The sequence below is a fragment of the Pantoea sp. X-Soil-OKNW-713 genome (assembly GCF_059730685.1).
Genome location: NZ_AP035995.1, coordinates 2,149,833 through 2,175,957 on the forward strand (window position 1 = coordinate 2,149,833; position 26,125 = coordinate 2,175,957).

Annotated in this window: 26 protein-coding genes; 12 read left to right on the forward strand and 14 right to left on the reverse strand. The window is 54.9% G+C overall.

The window, feature by feature from the left end:
• The 4 genes from AC6I8R_RS09980 to AC6I8R_RS09995 form a co-directional block, all read right to left on the reverse strand.
• Positions 1 to 1,329 (reverse strand): NAD(P)/FAD-dependent oxidoreductase, encoded by a 1,329-nt coding sequence (locus AC6I8R_RS09980; RefSeq protein ID WP_497829003.1) that lies wholly within the window; start codon positions 1,327 to 1,329, stop codon positions 1 to 3.
• A gap of 89 nt (positions 1,330 to 1,418) precedes the next feature.
• On the reverse strand, positions 1,419 to 1,814 hold the full coding sequence (locus tag AC6I8R_RS09985; RefSeq protein WP_497832199.1) for a VOC family protein: 396 nt from the start codon (positions 1,812 to 1,814) through the stop codon (positions 1,419 to 1,421).
• Between the two features lie 21 nt (positions 1,815 to 1,835).
• Entirely contained in the window at positions 1,836 to 2,291 is a 456-nt protein-coding gene (locus AC6I8R_RS09990) for a GNAT family N-acetyltransferase (RefSeq protein WP_497832200.1), read from the reverse strand.
• Between the two features lie 16 nt (positions 2,292 to 2,307).
• On the reverse strand, positions 2,308 to 2,751 hold the full coding sequence (locus AC6I8R_RS09995) for a GNAT family N-acetyltransferase (protein ID WP_415174203.1): 444 nt from the start codon (positions 2,749 to 2,751) through the stop codon (positions 2,308 to 2,310).
• Positions 2,752 to 2,923: 172 nt separating this feature from the next.
• Between AC6I8R_RS09995 and AC6I8R_RS10000 the strand changes: the two genes are divergently transcribed.
• Complete coding sequence (locus AC6I8R_RS10000) at positions 2,924 to 3,763, forward strand: class I fructose-bisphosphate aldolase (protein ID WP_497832201.1); 840 nt, start codon at positions 2,924 to 2,926, stop codon at positions 3,761 to 3,763.
• A 63-nt stretch (positions 3,764 to 3,826) separates the two neighbouring features.
• Positions 3,827 to 4,156: a DHCW motif cupin fold protein gene (locus AC6I8R_RS10005; protein WP_021183212.1), complete on the forward strand. Its 330-nt coding sequence runs from the start codon at positions 3,827 to 3,829 to the stop codon at positions 4,154 to 4,156.
• Positions 4,157 to 4,208: 52 nt separating this feature from the next.
• Here the strand turns inward: AC6I8R_RS10005 and AC6I8R_RS10010 are convergent, their stop codons facing one another.
• Together AC6I8R_RS10010 and AC6I8R_RS10015 are read right to left on the reverse strand one after the other, a co-directional pair.
• Positions 4,209 to 5,468, reverse strand: coding sequence for an acid phosphatase (locus AC6I8R_RS10010; protein WP_497832202.1), 1,260 nt, complete (start codon positions 5,466 to 5,468; stop codon positions 4,209 to 4,211).
• 75 nt (positions 5,469 to 5,543) lie between these two features.
• Positions 5,544 to 5,909: a hypothetical protein gene (locus AC6I8R_RS10015; protein ID WP_021183210.1), complete on the reverse strand. Its 366-nt coding sequence runs from the start codon at positions 5,907 to 5,909 to the stop codon at positions 5,544 to 5,546.
• Positions 5,910 to 6,094: 185 nt separating this feature from the next.
• Here AC6I8R_RS10015 and hpxO point away from each other — a divergent pair, with 185 nt between their 5' ends.
• Complete coding sequence (gene hpxO, locus AC6I8R_RS10020) at positions 6,095 to 7,252, forward strand: FAD-dependent urate hydroxylase HpxO (RefSeq protein ID WP_021183209.1); 1,158 nt, start codon at positions 6,095 to 6,097, stop codon at positions 7,250 to 7,252.
• A 132-nt stretch (positions 7,253 to 7,384) separates the two neighbouring features.
• Here the strand turns inward: hpxO and dcp are convergent, their stop codons facing one another.
• From dcp to guaD, 5 genes are all read right to left on the reverse strand, one after another.
• On the reverse strand, positions 7,385 to 9,433 hold the full coding sequence (dcp, locus tag AC6I8R_RS10025) for a peptidyl-dipeptidase Dcp (protein ID WP_415174864.1): 2,049 nt from the start codon (positions 9,431 to 9,433) through the stop codon (positions 7,385 to 7,387).
• Between the two features lie 82 nt (positions 9,434 to 9,515).
• Positions 9,516 to 10,289: a xanthine dehydrogenase accessory protein XdhC gene (gene xdhC, locus AC6I8R_RS10030; protein WP_497832752.1), complete on the reverse strand. Its 774-nt coding sequence runs from the start codon at positions 10,287 to 10,289 to the stop codon at positions 9,516 to 9,518.
• Complete coding sequence (xdhB, locus tag AC6I8R_RS10035) at positions 10,276 to 12,642, reverse strand: xanthine dehydrogenase molybdopterin binding subunit (RefSeq protein WP_497832203.1); 2,367 nt, start codon at positions 12,640 to 12,642, stop codon at positions 10,276 to 10,278. The genes xdhC and xdhB overlap by 14 nt, the downstream gene beginning before the upstream one ends.
• Positions 12,632 to 14,074: a xanthine dehydrogenase small subunit gene (xdhA, locus tag AC6I8R_RS10040; RefSeq protein WP_497832204.1), complete on the reverse strand. Its 1,443-nt coding sequence runs from the start codon at positions 14,072 to 14,074 to the stop codon at positions 12,632 to 12,634. Before xdhA ends, xdhB begins: the two co-directional genes overlap by 11 nt.
• Complete coding sequence (gene guaD, locus AC6I8R_RS10045; RefSeq protein ID WP_415174867.1) at positions 14,071 to 15,399, reverse strand: guanine deaminase; 1,329 nt, start codon at positions 15,397 to 15,399, stop codon at positions 14,071 to 14,073. The genes xdhA and guaD overlap by 4 nt, the downstream gene beginning before the upstream one ends.
• A gap of 389 nt (positions 15,400 to 15,788) precedes the next feature.
• On the opposite strand from guaD, the gene AC6I8R_RS10050 reads away from it, so the two are divergent.
• The 3 genes from AC6I8R_RS10050 to ydfG all read left to right on the forward strand — a co-directional run bounded on the left by AC6I8R_RS10050 (position 15,789) and on the right by ydfG (position 18,125).
• Entirely contained in the window at positions 15,789 to 16,445 is a 657-nt protein-coding gene (locus tag AC6I8R_RS10050; RefSeq protein WP_497832205.1) for a glycoside hydrolase family 19 protein, read from the forward strand.
• A gap of 2 nt (positions 16,446 to 16,447) precedes the next feature.
• Positions 16,448 to 16,789 (forward strand): hypothetical protein, encoded by a 342-nt coding sequence (locus tag AC6I8R_RS10055; protein WP_036625186.1) that lies wholly within the window; start codon positions 16,448 to 16,450, stop codon positions 16,787 to 16,789.
• Between the two features lie 589 nt (positions 16,790 to 17,378).
• Complete coding sequence (gene ydfG / locus AC6I8R_RS10060) at positions 17,379 to 18,125, forward strand: bifunctional NADP-dependent 3-hydroxy acid dehydrogenase/3-hydroxypropionate dehydrogenase YdfG (protein ID WP_497832206.1); 747 nt, start codon at positions 17,379 to 17,381, stop codon at positions 18,123 to 18,125.
• A 41-nt stretch (positions 18,126 to 18,166) separates the two neighbouring features.
• Here the strand turns inward: ydfG and AC6I8R_RS10065 are convergent, their stop codons facing one another.
• Complete coding sequence (locus AC6I8R_RS10065) at positions 18,167 to 18,496, reverse strand: YnfA family protein (protein WP_021183202.1); 330 nt, start codon at positions 18,494 to 18,496, stop codon at positions 18,167 to 18,169.
• 130 nt (positions 18,497 to 18,626) lie between these two features.
• Here AC6I8R_RS10065 and AC6I8R_RS10070 point away from each other — a divergent pair, with 130 nt between their 5' ends.
• Positions 18,627 to 18,962 carry a DUF1283 family protein gene (locus AC6I8R_RS10070; protein WP_208723457.1) on the forward strand — a complete coding sequence of 112 codons (336 nt, stop codon included), beginning with the start codon at positions 18,627 to 18,629 and terminating at the stop codon, positions 18,960 to 18,962.
• Between the two features lie 52 nt (positions 18,963 to 19,014).
• Complete coding sequence (locus tag AC6I8R_RS10075) at positions 19,015 to 19,308, forward strand: DUF1161 domain-containing protein (RefSeq protein ID WP_021183200.1); 294 nt, start codon at positions 19,015 to 19,017, stop codon at positions 19,306 to 19,308.
• Positions 19,309 to 19,376: 68 nt separating this feature from the next.
• Here AC6I8R_RS10075 and AC6I8R_RS10080 read toward each other — a convergent pair whose 3' ends face one another.
• The gene (locus AC6I8R_RS10080) at positions 19,377 to 20,840 is read right to left on the reverse strand and encodes an MDR family MFS transporter (protein ID WP_415174869.1); all 1,464 of its coding nucleotides are present in this window, start codon (positions 20,838 to 20,840) and stop codon (positions 19,377 to 19,379) included.
• A gap of 321 nt (positions 20,841 to 21,161) precedes the next feature.
• Between AC6I8R_RS10080 and AC6I8R_RS10085 the strand changes: the two genes are divergently transcribed.
• The 4 genes from AC6I8R_RS10085 to osmV all read left to right on the forward strand — a co-directional run bounded on the left by AC6I8R_RS10085 (position 21,162) and on the right by osmV (position 24,614).
• A complete protein-coding gene (locus AC6I8R_RS10085; protein ID WP_021183198.1) occupies positions 21,162 to 21,878 on the forward strand; it encodes an ABC transporter permease in 717 nt (238 codons plus the stop codon).
• A 94-nt stretch (positions 21,879 to 21,972) separates the two neighbouring features.
• Positions 21,973 to 22,821: a glycine betaine ABC transporter substrate-binding protein gene (locus AC6I8R_RS10090; RefSeq protein ID WP_497830683.1), complete on the forward strand. Its 849-nt coding sequence runs from the start codon at positions 21,973 to 21,975 to the stop codon at positions 22,819 to 22,821.
• A 9-nt stretch (positions 22,822 to 22,830) separates the two neighbouring features.
• The gene (gene osmW, locus AC6I8R_RS10095) at positions 22,831 to 23,478 is read left to right on the forward strand and encodes an osmoprotectant ABC transporter permease OsmW (RefSeq protein WP_021183196.1); all 648 of its coding nucleotides are present in this window, start codon (positions 22,831 to 22,833) and stop codon (positions 23,476 to 23,478) included.
• Positions 23,478 to 24,614, forward strand: a complete 1,137-nt coding sequence (gene osmV / locus AC6I8R_RS10100) for an osmoprotectant ABC transporter ATP-binding protein OsmV (RefSeq protein ID WP_497832207.1) — start codon at positions 23,478 to 23,480, stop codon at positions 24,612 to 24,614. Before osmW ends, osmV begins: the two co-directional genes overlap by 1 nt.
• A gap of 89 nt (positions 24,615 to 24,703) precedes the next feature.
• Here osmV and AC6I8R_RS10105 read toward each other — a convergent pair whose 3' ends face one another.
• Positions 24,704 to 26,080 (reverse strand): nucleobase:cation symporter-2 family protein, encoded by a 1,377-nt coding sequence (locus tag AC6I8R_RS10105; protein ID WP_497832208.1) that lies wholly within the window; start codon positions 26,078 to 26,080, stop codon positions 24,704 to 24,706.
• Positions 26,081 to 26,125: the final 45 nt, after the last annotated feature.

Below are 26,125 nucleotides of genomic sequence, written 5' to 3' on the forward strand. Positions count from 1 at the left end.
TTACATCATCTGCGGTTCACGAATTGCATTGCCCCGGTCAAAGCGACTTAAGCGGTAAGGCGACAAATCGGTATAGGGTTGATCGTGCATCACCATCTGCGCGCACAACTTACCGGCTCCCGGCCCGATACCGAAGCCATGACCGCTAAAACCGCTGGCGACAATCAACCCCGGAATCTGGCTGATTTCGTCAATTACCGGTACCAGATCCGGGGTGGTATCAATCCAGCCGCCCCAGGCGTGATCAACCGCAATCCCCTGCAATTGCGGGAATTCGTGCACCATTTTAGCAATCGCCTCGCGCAGAATTTGCTTATCCGCTGCCGGATCGAGCACGCGGATCTTTTCAAACGGTGAGATCCCGTCCATTGACCAGGATCCGGCAGCTTCCGGGCCGGAGAAGAAGGATCCATTGAGGCGAATTTTCAGCTTTTTGGCGATTTTGCTGCGATACATCGGATAGAAACGCGTGGCGTAGCGCAGGTTTTGCGGCGCCAGATCGAGCTGTCCACGCCCGGAAATCGCCACGGTGTAGCTGCCATCCAGCCGACGACGAATCGCCAGGCCCGGCACACTCAGGCACCCTTCTGTCACCTGGGGCGCAACCGTGGTTTTAAATGCCGTGCCCAGAATGTTGGCGCTCGGCAAATCAATGCCGTAGCGGGTACAAAACCGTGAACTCCAGGCGCCACCGCACAGGATCACCTTGCTGGCCTTCACCAGCCCGCGTTCAGTCCAGACGCCGGTTACCCGTCCAGCGCTGATGTCGAGGCCACGCACCGCGCAACGCTGTTGAATATTGGCCCCCAACTTTTGTGCCCCGATCGCCAGCGCCGGTACTGCCTGGGAAGGTTCCGCACGACCATCGGTGGGGGACCAGACGCCGCCGAGCCAGGATGTCTTACCACCAATACGTTCCTGCGCCTCTTTGGCAGATAAGATCTGGCTATGGAAACCGATATTTTTTGCCTGTTTGCCCCAGTTCTCCCATTTCGCCAGGTCGGCGGCTTCGGTGGTGCCATACAGGATACCGCTACGGCGAAAACCCAGGTCCATACCAATTTCTTCACCCAGTTCGGACCAGCGTTGCAGGCTGTACATCGCCATAGGCAACTCGTACAGATCGCGATTCTGTTGTCGCACCCAACCCCAGTTACGGCTGGATTGCTCACCGGCCATCACCCCTTTCTCAAACAGCGCCACCGCTACGCCACGTTTCGCCAGTTCGTAGGTGACCGAGGTGCCAATAATTCCGCCGCCAATTACCACCACGTCAACCGCCTCAGGAAACGACGGGCTGTCCGGTACTGCATCAATCTTTACGCGCATACAACATCCTCAAGGTCACTTGCTCATCGCTCATTATTGATTTAACGGACAATAATTAACTATCGGAGTTATTTATGGCCGGTCTGCAACTATGCGTTCTGGTAGAGATCCCAACGATTGCCGTAAATATCTTCGAACACCACCACCATGCCGTACTCTTCTTCGCGCGGTTCTTCGCAGAACGTGACGCCATTGGCTTTCATCTTCTGGTAATCACGCCAGAAGTCGTCGGTTTGCAGAAACAGAAACACGCGCCCGCCGCATTGGTTGCCAATAAATTGTTCCTGGCGTGGATTGGAGGCTTTCGCCAGCAACAAATTGCAGTCGCTTTCCGGGTTGGGATTCACCACCACCCAGCGTTTGCCGGGCTGCGGCGTGTCTTCGATTAAATGGAAACCCAGTTTCTGGGTGTAATATTCAATCGCGCGGTCGTAATCATCCACGACAATTGCCACATATCCCATACAACGTTTTTGCGTGCGCATTACCTCACTCCCTTGTCAGTTTTAAAGTGGTTTCATCATAAAGACACTCAGCGGATCAGGCTGATACGGCGGGAAGGCCTCGCACTGGCGATAGCCCAGGTTTTCATACAAACGAATGGCGGCGAGCTGTTGATTGCCGGTTTCCAGTCGGGCCTGGTCGCAGCCCTGTGCGATGGCGATCTTTTCCAGCCGCTGTACAATCGCCTCGCCCAATTGTTTGCCCCGCCAGGCGCTGCGTACGTAGATACGCTTGAGTTCCGCGCGGCCATCCTGCTGCATCAACACCGCGCCACAGCCAACCGGCTGTTTTGCATCATCGGTGACAATGACACAATGCAGCCCATCTTCCGCGACGGTGGTCAAATCAAGGCAATGGTTACTCTCCGCCGGATAAAGCACGCTCTGGAAGGCATCCAGCTCGGCCACCAGCAATTGGAAATGCCGGTCATGAGCAGATGTGGTTTTGATAGCAAACATCCCTGCACTCCTGTTATCACGCACCCAGCAATTTGCGATATTGAATAAATTCGGTTTTGCTGGCGATCTGATCATAAAGTTTGCGCGCGGTGGCATTGGACTCCTGCGTTGTCCAGTACACCCGCGAGCAACCCAAGGCTTCAGCCTGCTGATAAACGGCCAGGATCAGCGCTTTCCCTACCCCTTTACCCCGCGCCGCTTCACTGACAAACAGATCCTGGAGATAACAGTAATCACCGACAGTCCAGGTGGTGCGGTGCGTCAGATAATGCACCAGGCCAATCAGCTTCCCGTTCTCTTCCGCGACGAGGCAGTACATGGGTTGGCTATCGGCCATAAATCGACGAAAAGTCTGTTCGGTGGCGACGTCGCTGATACTGGCTGCATAAAAACGTTGATAGCCCTTCCATAACTTTTGCCACGAAGAACGATCGTCAAAACTTAACGCGCGAATTTCCATGATGATTCATTCTCCTGTTTTGCATTGATCATTCTGTAAACGACGCACCACTATAGAACCTTTTCCAATTAAGTGAACAACTTCACAACTGCGTCACCGCAATTGGCCGCTGAGACGCAGCGGGACTTACAATGATTTTCTTATCTCGCGGTTTTTCAGGAGGAAACACGTCATGTTAGTCACCCCGAAAGTACGCATGAATCGCCTGTTTCAACAGGGCAAATGCCTTGATGTGGCGATCGATCACGGCATTGCTAATGAACCGGATTTTCTGATTGGGCTCGAGAATATTGAAGGCGTGATGCGCAACCTGATCGCCGCCCAGCCGGATGCTATTCAGGTCAACTATGGTCAGGCCGACTTGTTGCAACGCGAAGCAGGACGCAAACCGGCGCTGGTGATGCGCACCGATGTCGGTAATGCCTACAACGCGGCCCGCCATCGCGAGATGTGGGCGGTGCTGCACAACCCGGAAGAACCGATTCTGGCGGCGTTGCAGATGGATGCTGCCGCAGTGGTGGTCAATCTCTATCTGATCCCGGATGAGCCAGGTATCTTTCGTATGTGTGTCGAGAACATTGGCCGTCTGCGTCAGGCCTGCGATCGCTACGCCATGCCGTTAATGATTGAACCACTGGTGATGGCCCCGGCCGGACAAGGTGCCGCTTACGGTTCGCTGGGCGATGTCGAAAAAATCGTGCCGCTGGTGCGACTGGCGCGTGAACTCGGTGCGGATATTGTCAAAGCCGACCCCACCGATAACGTGGAAGATTTTCACCGTGTGGTAGAAGCCGCTCGCTGCCCAACGCTGGTACGCGGCGGCGGAAAAGGTGAGCTGGGCGCAGTGCTGCAAAAAAGTGCCGCGCTGATGGCGCAAGGGGCCAGCGGCATGGTCTACGGACGCAACGTTTATCAGCACGATAATCCATCACGGGTGGTGAAAGCGCTGATGGCGATCATTCATAAGGGTGCGAGTGGCCCGGATGCGCTGGAGATTTATCAGCAGGGGTAAGGGTTTGCAGCGGGTTGAAATGCATGTATAAACAATCATCTACCTGATGAAAGGATCGGCAACATGCAGATTAACCAGTTACCTTTTGGCATTACCCAATGGGATCAGATTGAACCGGAAACCCACACCGGCGATCGCGGCTTTGCGTTGTGGCGTACCCAACGTTTCAACGATATTCGTGTGCGCATGGTGGAATACTCGCCGGGGTATCTGGCCGATCACTGGTGTCTGAAGGGACATATTTTGCTGTGTCTGGAAGGGGAAATGGTGACAGAACTGGAAGATGGTCGCCGTTTTACCCTGACGCCCGGCGTCAGTTATCAGGTGGCGGATAATGCCGAAGCGCACCGTTCCTCAACGGAAACCGGGGCGAAGCTGTTTATCGTTGATTGATGTCATTATCCCGTAGCGGCGCGATAAATCGCGCCGCTACGTGATGAAATACTTAAGGTTGAGTTGCCAGCGCGTAAGCCGCTGTCAAATCCAGACGTTGCCAGAATGACTGCTCCGCATTGCCGGAAAGCGGATAACCGCCGGGCAGTGCCGATTTCACCATCAACGCGCGCCGTTGCGCAGCAGACAGCTGCGGCAGCGCGGTTTTCAGCAGCACTTCAGCCCCGGCAGGTACCGTCACCGCGACATGTTTGCCGGTTGTTTGCGGCAGGTTGTAGCTCAGGGTGAAACGGTAAAATTGTTTCATCTGCGGTGACCGATACGGATCATCCTTGCCGGTACTACGCGCGCACTCCGCCAGTGAGGTTCCACACTCTTTCTCCAGCGCCGCACGCAGTTGCTCACGAGCTTCACTGAACAATGCCTGATAGCGGGCATCGTTGAGATAATTCGCCACATTACGTTCCGCCACCATGCGTGAACCCATCACGTCGAGTGGGTAATGCACCCCCAGCACCAGACGCGAGTAACCGTAACGCGCACCACGGGTGACCAGCGCTTCGAAACGTTCCGGCACCATCTCCGCCAGCAACAGCGCATCGGTATAACCGGTATTGGTATGCCCGCTCGGGAAAGAACCGCCATCGGCGGTGTACGGGTGGTTATCCTTCACCACCACATCGTCCGGCACCAGGTGAATGGTGTTGCCTTCATGCAGGAACGGACGCGGATAGTTGAAGTGTTTTTTCGCCGCACTGGTGCTGACTTCGCTGGCTTTAATCAGCGCCGCCGCTTTGCCCAGTTCTCCTTTGTCATAGGCGGTCAGAAAGGCTTTTCCGAGGCGCGGGCCAAGCGCATCGGCGAGGAAATAGAGATGGTTGATGCCTTCGGCATCGGCCAACGCCTGATGGCGTGTGCCCTGCGTGGCATTCAGGTTGATTTGGGTGACGGTGGCGCGGTTCGCATCCAGCACGCTGGCTGGCAGCGAACTAAACTCCGCCAGCAGCGCGATACCCGCCTGCTGATTGGCTTTGGTCTGGAAATCGTAGCCACTGCTTTTCAGCCAGGCGTAATCCGCCTGCGTGGGGGATTGTTTGGCTTTTTCCAGCAGATTACGTGTGAGTTGCGAGTTGTTACCCTGTAACGCCGCACGCAACGCTTGTTGCATCTGCTGTTCAAGATCGTTGTAACCTGCCTGAGCAGAACCGATGGAAGTCTGACTGGCGAGCGCAGCGGCGTCCGGCAGTGAAATCGCGTGCGCCTGCTGCGCCAGCAGCATCAGGGCTGCGATCAGAGTGAAGCGGGTTTTCATTATTTTCCCCTGTTATCAGAATATTACCTTGCCGGGGAAACACGCTAGCACCCTGTTATGACAGTTTTATTTCAGTTAACGACACTGGCTGGCACAGTTTTGTACACAAATTTGTGCCAGCGAGCCACATGCGCCGTTTTTGTCGTTGTTGCATTGCGACTGCTGGATATAACAATTCTGCTGACAGGCCGACACATCGCATTTCGCCGCCGCAGGCGTGAGCTGTGGGATCGGGGATTTGCCTTCTGGTTGCCAGCGGGTTTGAGCGGCTGCGCCAATGCTGACGAGCAGCAGCAACAGGATGGTCCACTTCATCGCCTTACCCTCGTGTGGTTGATCGGAAAGAGTATGGCTGTCGCGGCGCGATTTATCGCAGGCTTTTTGTCGTTGTGCGATATTGCGCGATAAATCGCGCCGCTGCGAATGAAACCATTGATTCACACCTCAGCAAGAATTGAACCAATACGGTGCAAGCTGATGATGCATCGTTGTGCAGCCTTCTGAAATTACCCTGATATAAATTGATTAATATCAATAAATATCAGCGCATTGCTGCCTGGTAGCCTGACCTTCCGTTATTGGTACAAAAGTTGCAAGCTTGTTCCGGTAAAGCAAAGGAGAAGGTTATGAAAGCGATTGTGATTGGTGCCGGTATCGGCGGGATGAGCGCGGCAATTGCGCTGGAAAAAGCAGGCTTTACCACTGCCGTGTTTGAAGCGGTCAAAGAGATGAAACCGGTAGGCGCAGCCATTTCAATCTGGCCCAATGGGGTGAAGTGTCTTAATGCGCTGGGTATGAAAGCGTCCCTGCGGGCGCTGGGCGGCAATATGGCGTTTATGGCCTACAACGATGCCCATAGCGGCGCTACCCTGACCCGCTTTAGCATGGATCCGCTGGTGCAGCAGGTTGGCGAACATCCTTACCCGGTCGCACGCGCCGAGTTGCAGGCAATGCTGATTGATACTTATGGCCGTTCACGCATTGGCTTCGGCAAGCGCGTCACCCAGGTTGAGCAGACCGCCACTGGCGTGACGGCATGGTTTGATGATGGCAGCCAGCAGCAGGCTGATTTCCTGATTGCCGCCGACGGCACCCATTCGGTCATTCGCCATTACGTGCTGGGCGAAAGCGTCGAACGTCGCTATGCCGGTTACGTTAACTGGAACGGACTGGTGACCATTGACGAAAGCATCGCCCCGGCGGATCAGTGGACCACCTTTGTCGGCGAAGGCAAACGCGTTTCGCTGATGCCGGTGAGCGGCAACCGTTTTTACTTCTTCTTTGATGTACCGTTGCCGAAAGGTTTGCCGGAAGATCGCAGCACGTTGAAAGACGATCTGCGCGGTTACTTTGCTGGCTGGGCCGATCCGGTGCAGCGACTGATCGATGCGATCAACCCGGAAACCACCAACCGCGTGGAGATTCACGATATCGAACCTTTCAGCCAGTTCGTCAAAGGGCGAGTGGCGCTGCTGGGCGATGCGGCGCACAGCACGACGCCGGATATCGGTCAGGGCGGCTGTGCCGCGATGGAAGACGCGATTGTGCTGGCGCAGACGCTGGCGGCACATTCGCTGGGGATTGAGGATGGCTTACTGCGTTACCAGGCGCGTCGCGTGGAGCGCACGAAAGATCTGGTGCTGAAGGCGCGTAAGCGTTGTGACGTTACCCACGCCAAAGATGCAGCGATTACCGCCGCCTGGTATCAGGAACTGAAAAATGAAACCGGCGAGCGCGTGCTCGCCGGGATGTGTGACACCATTGAAGGCGGGCCGCTGGGCTGATCCTCTTCCCCCGCTGGCATCGTGCCCTCCTCCTACTCCCGCTGGCGGGAGAAGGCCGGGATGAGGGCAACCGCACGCGCTGAACCGATAAATCGCGCATCTAAAAGCCAGGGTGCGCGATAAATCGCGCCGCTACGACGACAATCCGCGGTTTTTCAGCATCGGGCCGATTTCCGGCGCTTTGCCGCGCCAGGCCAGCCACAGATACTGCAAATCGGTGCTGTTGCCGCGCGACAAAATCTGCTCGCGGAATCGCTGCCCATTTTCGCGGGTTAAGCCGCCCCGCTCCTCAAACGCCTGATAGCCATCGTCAGCCAGCATTTGCGTCCAGATATAGGCGTAATAACCTGCGGCATAGCCGCCGCCCCAGATATGGCGGAAATAGCTGGAACGGTAGCGCGGTGGCACCGCACTCAGCGCGATATTCTCCGCAGCCAGCGCCTGCAATTCGAAATGGCTGACATCTTCCGGGTTATCCGTCGTGGTCAACGAATGCCATTGCAGGTCGAGCAGTGCCGCCGCCAGCAGCTCGGTCATGTCATAACCTTTGTTGAACGTTGCCGCACGCACCATTTTTTCGCGCAGTTCGGCAGGCATGGGTTCCCCACTTTGATAATGGCGGGCATAGTTGGCAAACACCTGCGGGTTACTGGCCCAGTGTTCGTTAATCTGCGACGGGAATTCGACAAAATCGCGCGGTGTCGCGGTACCGGAAATGCTGACATAACGCTGCGACGCGAACAAACCATGCAACGCGTGACCAAACTCATGGAACAAGGTGATGACTTCGTCCCAGCTCAGCAACGCCGGTTGCCCACTGGCGGGTTTGGTGTAGTTGCACACGTTGTAAATCACCGGTTTGGTGCCGAGCAGCGTCGACTGATCGACAAAGTTGCTCATCCACGCGCCGCCGCTTTTGTTATCGCGCTTGAAGAAATCGGTGTAGAACAACGCCAGTGGCGTGTCGTCTGCATCAAAAATTTCATACACGCGCACATCAGGGTGGTAGACCGGCAGATCGTGGCGTTCGCTGAAGCGAATGCCAAACAGCTGACTGGCTGACCAGAACACCCCTTTCTCCAGCACGTTTTCCAGCGCAAAGTACGGGCGAATCTGGCTTTCATCCAGGTCATATTTGGCTTTACGCACCTGCTCAGCGTAGAAATTCCAGTCCCAGGCGCGCAGCGGAAAACTGTGATGGGCCTGTTCAATCGCCTGCTGGATATCCGCCGCTTCACGTTCAGCGCGTTGACGCGCCGCGGGTACGATGTTGCGCATAAAACTGAACGCGGCTTCCGGGGTCTTCGCCATCTGATCCTGCAACCCCCACTCGGCATAGGTTTTAAAGCCGAGCAGGCTGGCGCGCTGCGCACGTAACTGCGCCATCCGCAGCACCAGCGCGCGGGTGTCGTTATCGTCGCCCTGCTCACACCGTGACAGCGCCCGCTGGAACAACGCTTCACGCGTGGCACGTACGCTCAGTGACTGCAACGCGGGCTGTTGAGTGGTGTTCTGCAACGGGATCAACCACTCGCCAGATAAGCCACGCGCCTCGGCCGCTGCTTTAGCGTGAGCCAGTTCTTCGGCGCTCAACCCAGCCAGCGCTGCGGGGTCGCTGACGGTATACGCCCCCATTTTGGTGGCCGCCAGCAGGCGGTTACCAAATTTGGTGCCGAGCGTCGCCAGCTCCTGATTGCAGGCGCGCAGTTGCGCTTTATCTGCGTCATTCAGTGCCGCACCGGCCAGTTTGAAATGTTGCCAGGTGACTTCCGTCAGCCGCATCGCTTCCGCATCCGGGCAGAGTGAACCGCGATGCTGATAAACATAATCCAGTCGGCTGAACAATTGGCTGTTGAGGGTGATCTCATCGGTCAGCGCGGTCAGTTTAGGGGTGATCAGCTCATCAATTTCCTGGAGTCGTTCGCTGGTATTGGCGGAGGTCATGGCGCCAAACACCAGGTTGACACGACTGAGCAGTTGACCGCTGCGCTCCAGCGCTTCATAGGTATTTTCGAAGCTGGCAGGCTCTGGATTGCTGGCGATCGCCGCGACTTCCCGGCGTTTTTCGTCAATGCCGGCTTCCAGCGCCGGGAGAAAATCGTCTTCCTGAATAAGGTCAAACGGTGGGGTTTGATACGGTAAGGTGCTGGCAGTGAAGAAAGGATTGGCTCTTGAATTCATTATCGCTCCTGATCATCAGCAACGCCGGAGCAAGCCCCGGCGGAATGTTTCTATCCTGGCAGTTTCAGCGCGTCTCAACAACTCACGTCTGCCGCTGATAAACACTGATGATCTCACCCGCCACCGCCACGGCTATTTCGGCGGGTAGCTTCCCTTTGACATCCGGCAACCCCAACGGACAACGCAGGCGCGCCAGCGTATCTGCCGGAATACCTTTACCTTCGAGCCGGTAACGGAAGCGTTGTGCTTTGGTTTCTGAACCAATCACCCCGGCATAACGAAAGTCGCCGCGTCGCAGGATGGCTTCGCTCAACGCCAGGTCGAGCGGATGATGATGGGTCATCACCACGAAATAGCTGCCTGGGGCGGCTTCCGCCACGCAGTCCAGTGGGTCATCCACCTGACATACCGTGACGCCTTCTGGCACGTTGCGGAACTGCGCCGCACGGCTGTCAATCCAGGTTATGTGACAGGGTAACGTCGCCAATAGCTGCACCAGCGCCTGCCCGACATGCCCGGCACCGTACACCTGAATTTCTGGTTGTTGCTGCATCAGCGGTTCAAACAAAATGGTCGCCATGCCGCCACAACACTGACCGAGCCGCGCGCCCAGCGCGAACTCTTCCGTATGCGGCGCAGCGCGCTGCTGCTGCAACATCTCGCGTGCCTGAGCGATACATTGATACTCCAGATGGCCGCCGCCGATGGTGAGAAAACTGTCACTGGCGGTGACCACCATTTTGCTGCCGCTGTCACGCGGCACCGAACCGCGCTCGCTCAGCACGGTGACCAGCACACAACTTTCCCGTTTTTCCCGCAGGCGATGCAGCACGCTAATCCAGTCATGGTAGATCATCATCCGCTCCCGAGAGGCGCTGTACGCCCCAGAAAACCCGTTCTGGCGTGGCTGGTGCATCCAGCAGCGGATGTTGACGGTAATCCGCGACGCTGGCGACCGCATCCTGCAACGCGCACCATACGGCAATCCCCAGCATAAACGGCGGCTCGCCCACCGCTTTGGAATGGAACACCGTCTGCTGCGGGTTTTTGCGGTTCTCCACCAGAGTCACGCGCAGATCGGCAGGCACATCGCTGATGGCCGGAATTTTGTAGCTGGCCGGACCGTCGGTGAGCAGTCTGCCCTGGTCATTCCACACCAGTTCTTCGCAGGTCAGCCAACCCATGCCCTGCACAAAACCGCCTTCCACCTGACCAATATCGATGGCCGGATTAAGCGATGCCCCGACATCATGCAGAATATCAGCGCGCAGCAAGCGGTACTCGCCGGTTAAGGTATCCAGCAACACCTCGCAGCAGGCGGCACCGTAAGAGAAGTAGTAAAACGGCGTGCCGCGTCCGGCGTTGCGGTCATAATGGATACCCGGCACCCGATAAAAACCGGTAGCCGACAGCGGCACCTGGTTGAGCCACGCCTGCTGGCACACATCGGCGAAGGTGAAATGCTGCTCCCTGACGCGCACGATACCGTTGCTGAAGTTGACCTGCTCAGCCTCACATTGATGCAGCTTGCACAGCATCGCGGTTAAGCGATCACGCAAGGTCTGCGCCGCATCCTGTGCCGCTTTGCCGTTGAGATCGGCCCCGCTGGAGGCCGCCGTTGGCGAGGTGTTGGGCACCTTGCCGGTATCCGTGGCGGTAACCTGAATGTGGCTGATGTCGATTTGCAGCACCTCTGCCACAATTTGCGCCACTTTGGTGTTCAGCCCCTGTCCCATCTCAGTGCCGCCGTGATTGAGCTGCACCGTGCCGTCGGTGTAGATCAGAATCAGCGCGCCCGCCTGATTCAGAAAGCTGGAGGTAAAGGAGATGCCAAATTTTACCGGCGTCAATGCCAGCCCGCGCTTCATCACGCGATTGGCGGCGTTAAATGCCTGAATTTCCGCGCGCCGCACCCTGTAATCGCTGCTGGTTTCAAGTTGGTTGGTGATCTCATCCAGCAGGTTATCCTCTACCTGCTGGTGATAATGAGTGATGTTGCGATCCTGCTTGCCGTAGTAGTTACGCTTGCGCAGTTCCAGTGGATCGAGCTGCAACTCGCGCGCGATGTGATCCATGATTTGCTCAATCGCCACCATGCCCTGCGGCCCACCGAAGCCACGGTAGGCGGTATTCGACGCGATGTTGGTACGGCAGCGATAACCGGTAATCAGCGCATCGCCGAGGTAATAAGCATTATCTGCATGGAACATAGCTCGATCGACTATCGATCCACTAAGATCGAGTGAAAAACCGCAATTTCCTGCCAGATCGATCTTCACACCGCAAAAACGTCCCGTGTCATCAAATCCGACATCGTAACGCACGTAGAACGGATGACGCTTGCCGGTGATACGCATATCGTCACGGCGTGCGAGGCGCATTTTCGCCGGTCGTCGCGTCTGACGTGCGGCGATGGCGCACAGGCAGGCAACGCCCGCGGCCTGAGTTTCTTTGCCGCCAAAACCCCCGCCCATCCGGCGCATATCAATGGTGACGTTATTCATGCTGATCCCCATCACCTCAGCCACCAGCTTTTGTACCTCGGTCGGGTTCTGGGTGGAGGAGAACACCTGAAGCGCATGGTCTTCACCGGGTATCACCAATGCCGTCTGGGTTTCCAGATAGAAATGTTCCTGACCACCAATATGGAAACTGCCCTGAATACGGTGCGGTGCACGGTCCAACGCTGCATCCGCATCGCCGCGCTGGTGGACGTGCGGCTGCTGGACAAAAAGCCCCTGTTCCAGCGCCTGACAAACATCGAGGATCGCCGGTAACGCTTCGTATTCGACAATCGCCGCCTCGACACCAGCGCGCGCGGCTTCCGGTGAATCTGCTGCTACGGCTATCACCACCTGGCCGAGATACTCCACCTTATCTTGTGCCAGCAGCGGATCGCCCGGTTCTAACGGGCCAACATCGTTGCTGCCCGGCACATCACGCCAGGTCAGTACGCTGACCACGCCAGGCACTGCGTAACAGGGCTGCACATCCAGTTTGGTAATACGCGCGTGAGCATGAGGACTCAGCAGCGGGCAGAGATGCAGTAAACCCGGCAGATCGGGTTTGTCATCGATATAAATCGCTTCGCCGGAGACATGTTTATCTGCGCTTTCGTGTTTACGGCTACGCCCGACACCGCTTTGTATACCGGCGTCAAACTGGGTTTTTAACAGGGTTTCATTCAGTTGCGGGCGATTATGAGACATAGCGCGTCACCTCTGCGATAGTCAGTTCGCCGCTGGCCTGTGCGTAGTAGCGACGCAACAGATTCCGCGCCACCTGCAAACGGTAGGCAGCGCTGGCGCGGAAATCACTCAGCGGCTGGAAATCCTGGCTCAGGGCGGCGCAGGCCGATTCGATAGTTGTCAGGTCAAACGTGGCACCGTTGAGCACCGCTTCAGCATTGAGCGCACGTTTGGGGGTAGCCGCCATGCCGCCAAACGCAATGCGGACATGCTGCACCGTGCCGTGCTCAACCTGAAGGTTGATGGCGGCAAAAATCGCAGAAATATCATCGTCGAGGCGTTTAGATACCTTCCAGGCGACAAAGTCAGGTGACACTGTCACGCGAGGTATGATGATGGTGCGAATAAACTCGCCGGGTTGCAACACCGTCTGGCGATAACCAGTAAAGAACTGATCCAGCGGCACTTCCCGGCACTGTTCCCCCTGCTGTAATTCGAGCCGGGCATTCAGCGCCAGCAGCATTGGCGCTGCATCACCAATCGGCGAAGCGTTGCCAATATTGCCGCCCAGCGTGCCCTGATGACGAATTTGCAACGAGGCAAAGCGTTCCAGCATACGGCTGAACGCCGGAATACGTGCTGCGAGAAATTGATAGCATTGATGCAGTGACGCCCCTGCGCCCAGACGCCAGTGCGCTTCATCTTCGCTGCATATCTTCAGCTCTGCGACCTGCTCCAGCGCGATCAACAGCGGAATCTGCTGATATTGCTGGGTAATTTGTAATGTCAGGTCGGTGCCGCCCGCCAGCAAACGCGCGTGCGGATGTTGTTGGTAGAGGGCTGCCAGCTGATCCAGGGTTTTTGGCACCAGGCAGCGGTTGCCGTTGGCTTCCAGTATCTGTACCTCGTTGTTGACCAACGCCTGTAAGCGTTGTACCACGCTGGCTTCGCTCTGGCTGAAGTTGTCGCAGACCGGCTGTTCACAGGCCTGCTGTGCCGCATCCATAATGGGCCGATAACCGGTGCAGCGACACAGATTGCCCGCCAGCGCCTGTTCCGCCTGGTGGCGGTCCCAGCCGTGGCTGTTTTTCTGTAATGTGAACAACGACATAACAAAACCTGGCGTGCAGTAGCCGCACTGCGAACCGTGACAATCGACCATTGCCTGCTGTACCGGGTGCAGATCGCCCCCCTGGCGTAAATCCTCGACGGTAATCAGTTGCTTGCCTTGCAGGCTGCTGACCAGCGTCAGGCAACTGTTCACCGTCTCATAATGCATGCGGCCATCCATCACCTTCCCCAGAGTCACGGTGCAGGCACCGCAGTCGCCCGAGGCGCAGCCCTCTTTGGTGCCACGACGTTGCTGATGATTACGCAAATAATTCAATACGGTGAGGTTCGGATCGAGATCGCGTTCAGTCACCAGTCGATTATTAAGCAGAAACTGAATCATGCCGCTTTTACCCCGCTTTCCCGTTGCCAGACCGGCTGACCATTGACCCAGGTCTGCGCGATATTGCGATCGTCACCCAGCGTCATCAGCACAAACAATTTTTCCCAGATATCTTTGCTGTTGGCGTAACGCAATTGCTGCAATGCCGAAACAGCAGGATCGAGCACCACGAAATCCGCCTCTTTACCCGGATTGAAGTTACCGATGGCATGATCGAGATCCAGCGCATGCGCTCCGCCGAGCGTGGCATGATAAAAGGCTTCGCAGGCGCTGAGTTTATAGTGCTGAAGCTGGCCAACTTTGTAAGCCTCACCAAGGGTTTGCAACATGTTAAAGGTGGTGCCAGCACCGACGTCAGTGCCGATCCCCATCCGTACGCCCTGCTGCCAGCAGCGTTTGATGTTAAATAACCCGCTGCCGAGAAACAGGTTGGAGGTCGGACAGAAAGCAATTGATGAATCGGTATCGTGCAGGCACTGCCATTCATGGTCATCCAGATGCAGACAGTGGGCAAACACGCTGCGTTTGCCGGTGAGCTGATGCTGGTGATACACATCGAGATAGCCGTCATGCTCCGGGAACAGTTCTTTGACCCAGGCGATTTCCTGCGGATTTTCGCTCAGATGGGTATGCAACCAGGTGTCGGGGAACTCTGCCCGTAGCTGCCGGACTTTTTCCAACAGCTGTGGCGACGATGTCGGGGCAAAGCGTGGCGTCAGCGCATAACTCAGACGGCCACGATTATGCCAGCGTTCAATCAAGGCGCGGGTTTCCAGGTAGCTTGCCTGCGGGGTTTCGGTCAGATAAGCCGGTGCGTTGCGATCCATCATCACCTTACCGGCAATCAGGCGCATATTGAGCTGCTCCGCGGCGCTAAACAATGCTTCCACCGATTGCGGATGCACGGTACCAAATACCAGCGCGGTGGTGGTACCGTTCGCCAGCAACTGATGGAGAAAGAACGCTGACATCTGTGCCGCATGATCGGGACAGTGGTACTGGCTCTCGACCGGGAAAGTGTATTGGTTCAGCCATTCCAGCAGTTGCTCACCAAACGCCCCTATCATCTCGGTTTGCGGATAGTGAATGTGGGTATCGATAAACCCCGGTACGATCAGTTTGCCGCGCAGGTCGATCAGCGTGGCAGGGTTGATGCGCGACTGTGCGCTTTCCCAGCTCTCCAGGCTGACAACTTTGCCGTCGTGCAGCGTCAATACACCATCTTCGAGGTAGCGCGCCTGTTCAGCAATGGTATCGGGTTGTTGTGCTACGCCGGTAAAATCAAAAAAACTGGCTCGCAGCGTGGTTTCGGATGCAAAAGGCATAAAGTAGTTCCTTGCGTTATCTTTGTTATGGCAGGTGATGGCCTTTAAGGAGTTTTGCAAACACCATGCCAACGCAAATAACTTATTTTTATGTTTATATTCAATGTATTAGGTTGTTATAAGGGATTTCTATGGCAGCATGCCCAGGCAACCGAATGCGCAAACGGTTGCCATGCTTCGCAATCGGTTGCGATTTAACAACTGCCGGTGAGACGGGCTTTTTGTACCCTTTGCGTGGCAATGATTTGTGCCATATTGGTGCGGTTGTGCGCTGAAATCGTGCAGGTGGAATTAAGCAAAGGCTTTGGATGGCCAGAGGGCTTGTGCTGATGATACGGAAACATTTCTGGACAAAATCAGTTGTTAAAATTTCTTAAAGTCACGTTACAATGAGTATCTACAGAACTGATGTGCTCAATGCTTTTTTGAATGGATGGAAGTTTCAGTTAAATGGAGGAAATCATTCAATGTTCCGCATCACACCCGGTTTTTTATGGAAAATCGCTCAGCATTATCTTCATGAAAGAAGCCTTCTAAATTCTCAACAGCACAATGTCAGTGCTCTGGTTCCCTCCCTCAACCAATGGTTGCCGTTTTACAAAATCGACTCAGACCTCCGACTCGCACACTTTCTGGCACAGTCTTGTGTTGAAACTGCAAACTTTTCATCGCTGACGGAAAGAGCCCGAAACGGCGGTAAGGAGTACGAATACAACACCGCTGTTGGTCGAGCGCTCGGTAACAAATATCCGGGTGATGGTCCTAAATACATCGGCAGAGGTATGCTCCATCTCACTGGTCGCGAAAATTACGATCAATATGGACGTATTCTCCATGAGGATTTGGTTAATCACCCTGGACTGGTTTCATCTAATCCTGATGTAGCCGTCAGGACTGCCTGTGAATTCTGGCACAAGCGACACGTAAACATACCTGCCGACCGAGATGATTTCAAAGCAGTAACCTATGCCGTTTACGGTGGTTATAACGGACTTGTTGAGAGGAAGCGTGCACTTGATCGGATCAAGAATGAGATGGGTATTTGACAATGTTAAAATTTAAATTTGTTTTCTCTTTAGTTTTGCTGCTCTCGGCTTTCAGCTCATACGCAGCCGGACAACAATCGTCAATGACGTGCAAAGATACGGCTCTTAAAGATGCAAAAAAACTCCTGTCTTTTTATCGGGATAATGATGACCGAATCTCTATAGACAACAAAGTAACTCCGCTGGAGAAAGTGAGTAATCCTCAGAATCCATCACAAAAATTCGATGTATTAGAAGCGTGGGGTTATATCTACAAAGGCAAATACAGAATGCGTTTCAGTTACTATTCCGACCTTGATTGCACGCTCATGGGCGAAGAAATTCTTGAATACGCAGATTTGTAACAATCAGGCTTCCCGACGGCTTTATCGAATATCATCCAAAAAAAAACCGCTTGCGCGGGTTAATAACATGAAGCAGTGATTAGGGTTGGTACTTAAAAGCTCACATATAATATGAAAGCAAAGCGTGTCACATTCGCGTATCACACGCCTTTAATTTAAATCTGTTTTATGCCGATATTTTTGATAAATATCAATTGCACAACTTCACGTTAAATATAGATATTCCCATTTGACGCCCAATGTTAATTATATTCCGGCTGTTCAATTCGATAACGATATTGGCTATCCACATTTTAAGAATTTCAGAATGAGTAACGTATCGCCTTACAGCGAATATATCAGCCCTGTGACACTTATGCGTGATGGATGTACCTGTCCAACATGTAACGTGACCCAGATGGGCCATGAAAATGCACAGATGGTTTATGATGTTTAAGGTTCATGGATTTTGGCGTTAAGCGGCGATCAGGTCGCCATGCTTAACACCTTGCTGGCAGTTTTGTTTTGCCCTCTTTCGAATTTTAAGTGGATTTTTCCAATTTGAATCAATAGATTAATTGAGACACGCAATCGTTTAAGGAACAGTGAGATGATTATTTTTGTTACCGGTGCGACGGCCGGTTTTGGTCAAAGTATCACCCGCCGCTTCATTGCTACAGGTCATAAAGTGATCGCCAGCGGACGCCGCGTTGAGCGTTTGCAGGAATTGAAAGACGAACTGGGCGACAATCTCTACACCGTACAACTGGATGTGCGCAACCGTGCCGCTATCGAAGAAGCTATCTCCGCACTGCCGGCTGAATGGCGCAATATCGATGTGTTGGTCAACAATGCCGGTCTGGCGCTCGGTATCGAACCCGCGCATAAAGCCAATATCGAAGATTGGGAAAATATGATCGACACCAACAACAAAGGTTTGGTGTACATGACGCGCGCCCTGCTGCCCGCTATGGTGGAACGCAACGTTGGCCATATCATCAACATTGGTTCGATTGCCGGAAGCTGGCCGTATGCCGGTGGCAACGTCTATGGTGCAACCAAAGCCTTTGTGCGCCAGTTCAGCCTGAATTTACGTACCGATCTGCACGGCACCGCGTTGCGCGTGACTGATATCGAACCGGGTCTGGTGGGCGGTACGGAGTTTTCTAATGTGCGTTTCAAAGGTGACGACGGTAAAGCCGATAAGGTTTATGAAGGGACTACCGCACTGACCGCCGAGGATGTCACCGAAGCGGTATACTGGGTGGCGACGCTACCGAAGCACGTCAATATCAACACGCTGGAAATGATGCCGGTAACGCAAACCCTGGCGGGTTTGAAGGTACATAAGGACTAAAAATACCTGGCGGCGCGATCAATCGCGCCGCTACGCGAAACTCAGGCCCGTCCCCAACCCGCGACAATAATCAGCATGCCGCTCAAGGCAATCAGCGCCCCGGCCCAATCCCACGGGCTGAGTTTTACCCCATCCACCACACGTAGCCAGATCAACGCGGTCAGCACATAAACGCCACCGTAGGCGGCATAAACGCGACCACTGGCCGCCGGATGCAGGGTCAGCAACCAGACAAACAGCATCAGGCTGGCCGCCGCAGGCAGTAACAACCATGCTGTCGCGCCCTTCTTCAGCCATAACCACGGCAGAAAGCACCCAACAATTTCCGCAATCGCAGTTAAAAAAAACAGCAAGGTGGTTTTCACCAGCATAAAAAGTCTCTCAGAAGTCTCAACAAATGCCTCACCGCTGGTGAGTAAAGAAGCAGCGATGATATACTACCGGGCATTGTTGTTACAGCCACCATCGCGATGGTGCTGGCGTTAACTAAAGGAAAAGACGATGAAAAAATTGTTTCCCGCACTGCTTGCCGCGGTACTGACTTCCAGCGTTTTGCTGGCTGCCCCACTGGCTTCAGCGCAAACCGATCGCCTGATCATTGAAAACGGTAACAGCGCGTCCAGCAATGAGGCGGCACGTCAAAGCAAGGAGCAATGGAATGACACCCGCAACCTGCGCAATAAAGTGAATACCCGCGTCGAGAAAGAGTTTGATAAAACCGATAAAGCGTTTGATAGCCGTGATGCCTGCGAGAAAAGCTACAACGTTAACGCCTATTGGGAACCCAACACGCTGCGCTGCCTTGACCGTCGCACCGGTCGCATCGTCACGCCATAAGTTGCTGACGCTGCTATAGTTATCAAGGGAGTTCAAACCAAAGGAGTGTGTGATGAAAAAGCGTCTTGCCGTGATGTTGCTGTCCCTGCTGGCGTTACCGATGCTGGCGCAGGCCTCCTGCGAAAGCGTTAAAGCAGAGATCAGCAAGAAACTGGTCAGTAACGGGCTGGCTGAATCGGATTTTACACTGGAGATCGTCCCTAACGATCAGGCCGACCAGGCGGGTGGTCAGGTGGTGGGCCATTGTGAAAATGACACCCAGAAGATTGTCTACAAGAAGCTGAGTCGCGACGCACAAAGCAACGTCCCGAATGATGCTGGCAGCTCACACGATACACCACAGTAAACGATCGTAGCGGCGCGATTTATCGCGCGTTTTTTCCTGCAATGCGTACTAAATTGCGCCGCTACGGATTAATCCTCGTTCTCCGGCCGCTGGTGCGGCATCAGCCAGGCGATCCACAGCGTCAATGCGGCAATCAACAACGCCACCACGAAAACCCAGTGCAATGAGCTGGCAATTTGCGTAATCCATTCCTGTAAAGTGCCGTGCGGTAACGCCTGACGGCTCTCGTGCGACATGATTTTTTGCATCGGATCGTTGGCCTCCGGTAAGCGCCGCATCAGATTGTAATTCAACACCGCCCCCATCAACGCCGTACCAATCGCCGATCCCAGCATCCGACTGAACATGATTGAGGCAGTGCAAATACCGCGAATTTCGTAATGCGCGTGATTCTGTACCGAGACCAGAAAGGTCGTGCTGGTCATCCCCATGCCAGTACCGATGACAAAGGCTGTCAGCCCCGCCTGCATCAGCCCGCTGTCGGCGCGCAGCAACAGCAATAAGGCGCTACCGGCAATCAGCAGCAATGCGCCCAACTGCGCGGTAAATCGGTAAGACGTGACCAACATCAAACGGCCACTCAGGGTGCTGGCAAGCGGCCAACCAATTGACATCATTGCCAGCGCACTGCCCGCCTGCAACGGCGTACCGCCAGTAATTCCCTGAATCCAGGTTGGCAGAAAGGCACTGATACCCATCATCGCTGCGCCAATGATCAGATTTCCGGCATTCCCCGCCACAATCAATCGACTGCGCCAGATAGCCAGCGGAAACAGCGGCGCGCTGGCGCGTTGTTCATGACGTTTGAGGAACACAGCGGCGATCAACGCCAGCAGCAGAAATAGCAGCAACCAATAACCCAGCACTTCGGCCTGCAATAAGGCGATTAACAGCGCGCTGACGCTGATCATCAACCAGGCACAGCCGGTTATATTCAGCGAACTGTGCTGCCGCCGTTCCCGCGCCGGCAGAAAACGCGCCAGCAACAGCATCGAGATCAGGCCAATTGGCACGTTGACCCAGAAAATCACCGCCCAGCTAAAGTGCTGCACCAGCCAGGCTCCGCTTAACGGGCCGAGTATCGCCGCCACGCCCCAGACGCTGGAAAGCCAACCCTGCACACTGGCACGCTCGCGCGGTGAATAAATATCCGCCACGATGGTGGTGGTCAACGGCATGATGGCACCCGCGCCTAAACCCTGAAACGCACGGAACAGAATCAGCCACGTCATGGTATGGGCGAAACCGCACAGCACCGACCCAATAAGAAACAGCGAGACGCCAATAAAAAACAGCGTCTTACGCCCCCACAAATCCGCCAGTCGACCATAAAGCGGCACTGTGACCGCCTGTGTCAGCAGATAGATAGAAAAGACCCAGCCAAAATGCGAAAACCCGCCGAGGTCGGCAATGATGGTTGGCATCGCGGTGGCGACGATGGTGACCTCAATTGCCGCCATAAACATCGCCAGCATGCAGGCCATCAGGATCCAGTGGCGGTTACCCGTTTGAATTTCTGCGCTCTCAGTCATTTTTCTTCCTTCCTTTGTCGTAATCCTGGCCGAATTTTTTAGCCGTCGATTTCCTCTGCGTGCTCCGCGTGTGTGACGGTGTCACAAAAAATCGATGAATTTTTTTTATTGAGGATTGTGCCTTATTTCACGCGGTTTAAGCCGGTTTTTTCCTCTTTTCTATCTGTCTGATTTTCCCCTAAAAAGTGGCATGTCGCGATTAACGTTGCTATAGGTCTAAAACCACTTCCCGATTCTCACTGGAAAAGTGGCATTAGATAGTCGTTTTATCTGTAATCAGGCAATTTTGGTTGTTTTTCACGAATCAGGGAGACATTCGCTATGCAAAACGCATCGCTCGCCCGACGAACCGGGTTAGCCGTGCTTGCCATTGTGCTGGTGGTGGGCCTGTTGGTTTGGGGGCTTGGGCTGGATACTCTGCGCGCCCGTAGGGTCGATCTGATCTACCTTGGGCAGCAGCACCTGTTTCTGGTGTTCTGGTCCATGTTTTTTGCGCTGCTGGTCGGCATCCCCAGCGGCATTTTGCTAAGCCGCCCGTTTGCCCGCGGGTGGGCTGAATACGTGATGCAAATCTTCAACGTTGGCAATACGCTGCCGCCGTTAGCGGTGCTGGCACTGGCGATGGTGATTGTCGGCATCGGCGATCGTCCGGCGTTGATTGCGCTGTTTCTCGCCTCTCTGCTCCCCATCGTGCGTAATACCTATGCCGGACTGAGCGCGGTTCCCCCCTCGCTACTGGAAGCCGCCAACGGTATTGGCATGACGAAATTTCAGCGTTTGCGTCAGGTGGAAATCCCCAACGCGTTGCCGGTCATTCTCGCCGGGGTACGCATTTCCACCGCCATCAATGTCGGCACTGCACCACTGGCGTTTCTGATTGGCGCCAGCAGCTACGGCGAGCTGATTTTCCCCGGCATTTACCTCAACGACTTCCCGACGTTGATCCTCGGGGCAGTGGCAACCGCCCTGTTCGCCCTGATCCTGGACATGCTGTTAGCGGCGCTGGGGCGTTACCTCAGCCCGCATGCAGCGGCATAACAACAGGAGTTTTGTGATGGCCACTGCCAACCGATTTGCGCGCTGGATAAAACGCAGCGCGCTGGTTCTGACCGCCACCCTGGCGCTAAGCCAGATGGCTGCTGCTGCCACACCGCTGGTGATGGCGACCAAAAGTTTTACCGAGCAACACATCCTTTCCGCCATGACGGTAATGTGGCTGGAAAAGAAAGGGTTTCAGGTGATCCCGAAAACCAATATCGCGACCACTATCGGTCGTAACGCAATGATCAACAAACAGATTGATATGACGTGGGAATACACCGGCACCTCACTGATTATCTTCAATCACATCACCAAACCGATGTCGTCGCAGGAAGCCTATAACACGGTGAAACAACTCGACGGCAAGCTGGGACTGGTCTGGCTCGACCCGGCACCCATGAACAACACCTACGCCTTTGCCATGCAGCGCGCCAGGGCTGACAAGGAAGGCATCAGCACCATGTCGCAGCTGGTGGCAAAGCTGGAGCAGATTCGTAAAACCGACCCGGACCATAACTGGAAACTGGGCCTGGACCTGGAGTTTGCCGGGCGTTCAGATGGCCTTGTTCCGCTGCAAAAAGCCTACAACATGCCGCTTGACCGCCCACAGATTCGGCAGATGGACCCTGGGCTGGTGTACAACGCTGTCAAAGAAGGGTTTGTCGATGCGGGGCTGATCTACACCACCGACGGGCGAGTAAAAGGCTTTGATCTCAAGGTGCTGGAAGATGATAAGCACTTCTTCCCAAGTTACAACGTCACGCCTGTGGTGCGTAAAGATGTGCTGGAGAGCCATCCCGGACTGGCGGCAGCGTTGAATCAACTGTCACCGCTGATTACCGACGCAGCTATTACCGAAATGAATAAGCGCGTCGATATCGATCACCAGTCACCTGAACAGGTGGCGCGTGATTTTCTCAAATCAAAAAACATGCTGTAAGGAGGCGTGATGGATACCCTGCATTACATCATGGATAACTGGGACAGCCTGCTGGCTCTGACATGGCAACATACCTGGCTGGTACTGGTGGCGGTCGGTTTTGCCATCTTGGTTGGCGTCCCGCTGGGGATTCTGATTGTGCGCTTTAAATGGCTGGCGACGCCGGTTTTGGGCATCGCCACCATTGTGCTGACCATACCGACTATCGCGCTGTTTGGTTTGATGATCCCGTTGTTTTCGCTGATCGGTCAGGGAATTGGTGCCCTGCCTGCCATTACCGCCGTGTTTCTCTATTCGCTGTTGCCCATCGTGCGCAACACCCACACCGCGCTGGAAAACCTGCCGCCAGGTCTGCGTGAAGCAGGTCGTGGTATTGGCATGACCTTCTGGCAGCGTTTGCGCTGGGTTGAAATCCCCATGGCGCTGCCGGTGATTTTTGGCGGTATCCGCACCGCCGTGGTGATGAATGTCGGTGTGATGGCAATTGCTGCGGTGATCGGCGCGGGTGGTTTGGGTTTACAGCTGCTGGATGGTATCAGCGGCAGTGATGTTCGTATGTTAATTGCCGGTGCGTTGATGATTTGTTTGCTGGCTATTGTGCTTGACTGGCTGCTGCACCGTTTGCAGTCAGCGCTGACTCCAAAGGGGATTCGCTAATGATTAAACTGGAAAACCTGACGAAAACCTTTACCCAGAAAAACGGTACGACCTTTAACGCCGTTGATAACGTCAGCCTTGACGTTCCCGCCGGAGAAATGTGCGTGCTGCTCGGCCCTTCCGGGTGTGGCAAAACCACTACGCTGAAGATGATCAACCGTTTGATCCCGGCGACCAGCGGCAAAATCCTGATTAACGGTGAAGATACCAGCGCCCAGGATACGGTGACGCTGCGCCGTAACATCGGATATGTGATTCAGCAAATTGGTCTGTTCCCGAATATGACCATTGAAGAAAACATCACCGTGGTGCCGCGCATGTTGGGTTGGGATAAAAAGCGTTGCCGTGAGCGCGCCACTGAACTGATGAGCATGGTGGCGCTCGACCCGACGAAGTTTCTGCATCGCTACCCGCGTGAGATGTCGGGCGGTCAACAGCAGCGCATTGGCGTGATCCGCGCACTGGCAGCAGATCCACCGGTGCTGCTGATGGACGAACCTTTTGGTGCGGTCGATCCGATTAACCGTGAGGTGATCCAGAACGAGTTTCTTGATATGCAGCGGCAGTTGAAAAAGACCGTGATGCTGGTCAGCCATGACATTGATGAGGCGCTCAAGCTGGGCGACCGTATCGCGGTGTTTGGTCAGGGTAAAATCGTTCAGTGCGCCAGCCCGGATGAGCTGCTGGCAAAGCCCGCCAACGACTTTGTTGGATCTTTTGTCGGCCAGGACCGCACGCTGAAACGTTTGTTGCTGGTACAGGCGGGCGATGTCACCGATCAACAACCGACCATCACCGTGCAGCGCAGCACGCCACTCACTGAGGCCTTTGCCACTATGGACGACAACGATATGCGTTCAGTGACGGTGGTCGATAACGACGGTAAACCGCTGGGATTTGTCAAACGCCGCGAAGCGCGTGGTGCCAGTGGTCGCTGTGAAGAGATGTTGCATACCTTCACCGTCACCGGCAAGGCGGAAGAAAACCTGCGCGTGGTGCTGTCGAAGTTGTATGAACACAATCTGGTCTGGATGCCGATTGTCGATGAAGAGGGCCGCTACAGTGGCGAAATTTCGCAGGATTATATTGCGGATTATTTGAGCTCCGGCCGGACGCGGCGGCGGTTAAATCCTTAACCGCTGCTGGATTGCGCGATAAATCGCGCCGCTACGCCAATAGTACATCGCCATTGTGTAGCGGCGTGATTCATCACGCATTTTGAATATTATTGTGAATCCTCCACGGCGGCTGTTGCCAACGCGGGTCTGGTTTGCTCCGAGGGCAAAATCACGTTCAGCACAATCGCCAGAATCCCGCCGGTTGTCACCGCATGACCAAACAGATTGGTTACCAGCATCGGGAACTGTTTCAGCACATCCGGCACGGCTTCCACTCCCAGACCCAGGCCGAAAGAGACGGCCACAATCAACATTTCGCGGCGACCCAGCGGCGTTTGCGTCATTACCCGGATGCCGGCAGCCACCACGCTACCAAACATCACCAACGTCGCTCCGCCCAGCACGGGGGCGGGAATTTGTTGCAACAGGTTGCCAATCACCGGAAAAATACCCAACAGCACCAGCATCAAACCAATCACCATCCCCACATAACGACTGGCGACACCGGTCATCTGAATCACGCCGTTGTTTTGGGCAAACGTGGTGTTGGGAAATGCGGAGAACATCGCGGCCAGCACGCAACTGATACCATCCGCCAGGATACCGCCTTGCAGGCGGCGCTGAAAACCCTCGCCCTCAATCGGCTGACGCGATAACAGGCAGTTGGCAGTTAAATCCCCGACCGCTTCGATCACGCTGATCACCGATACCAGCGCAATCGGTACAAAGATCGCCCAGTCAAAATTAAAACCAAAGCGGAAGAAGCCCGGCATCACCAACCAACTGCTTTCGGCCATCGGTTTAAGTTGCAGATGGCCGGTCAGCGCGGCGGCGATACAACCCACTGCGATGCCCGCTACCACGGCCACTAAGCGTGCCCAGCGATTACGCGAACGGTTCAACGCCACAATCACCAGCAAGGTCAACGCCCCCAAAGCCAGATTCCACGGAGCGCCGAAATCGGCAGCATTGTGACCACCCGCCCAGTCGGTGATGCTGACCTTGATCAGGCTGATACCAATCAGGGTAATCACCGTACCGGTGACTACCGGCGTCAGTACCTTACGCAATGGCGCAATGCAGCGGCTAATCAACATCGGGATTAATGCGGCTATCAGGTTACAGCCGAAAATCATCGCCATAATGTCTTCTGGTGAACCGCCCCGCGCTTTCACCATCAAGCCACCGGATAAGATCACGCCAAGAAACGCAAAACTGGTGCCTTGCAGGCAGATCATCCCGGCACCGACACCCATAAAACGGCGCGCCTGAATAAAGGTTCCCAGGCCTGAAACCAATAACGACATGCTAATCAGATAAGGAATGTAAGCCTGTAACCCCAATACCGAACCGATAATCAGTGGTGGCGTGATAATGCCCACCACGCTTGCCAGCACATGTTGCAGTGCGGCAAAAAATGCGGGGGCTGGGCCAATGCGTTGTTCCAGCCCATACAGCAAACCTTTTTCATCTGAGTGCGACATAACGGTGCTCCGGCAGTAAATTCATCAGACCAGCTGATGCATGAA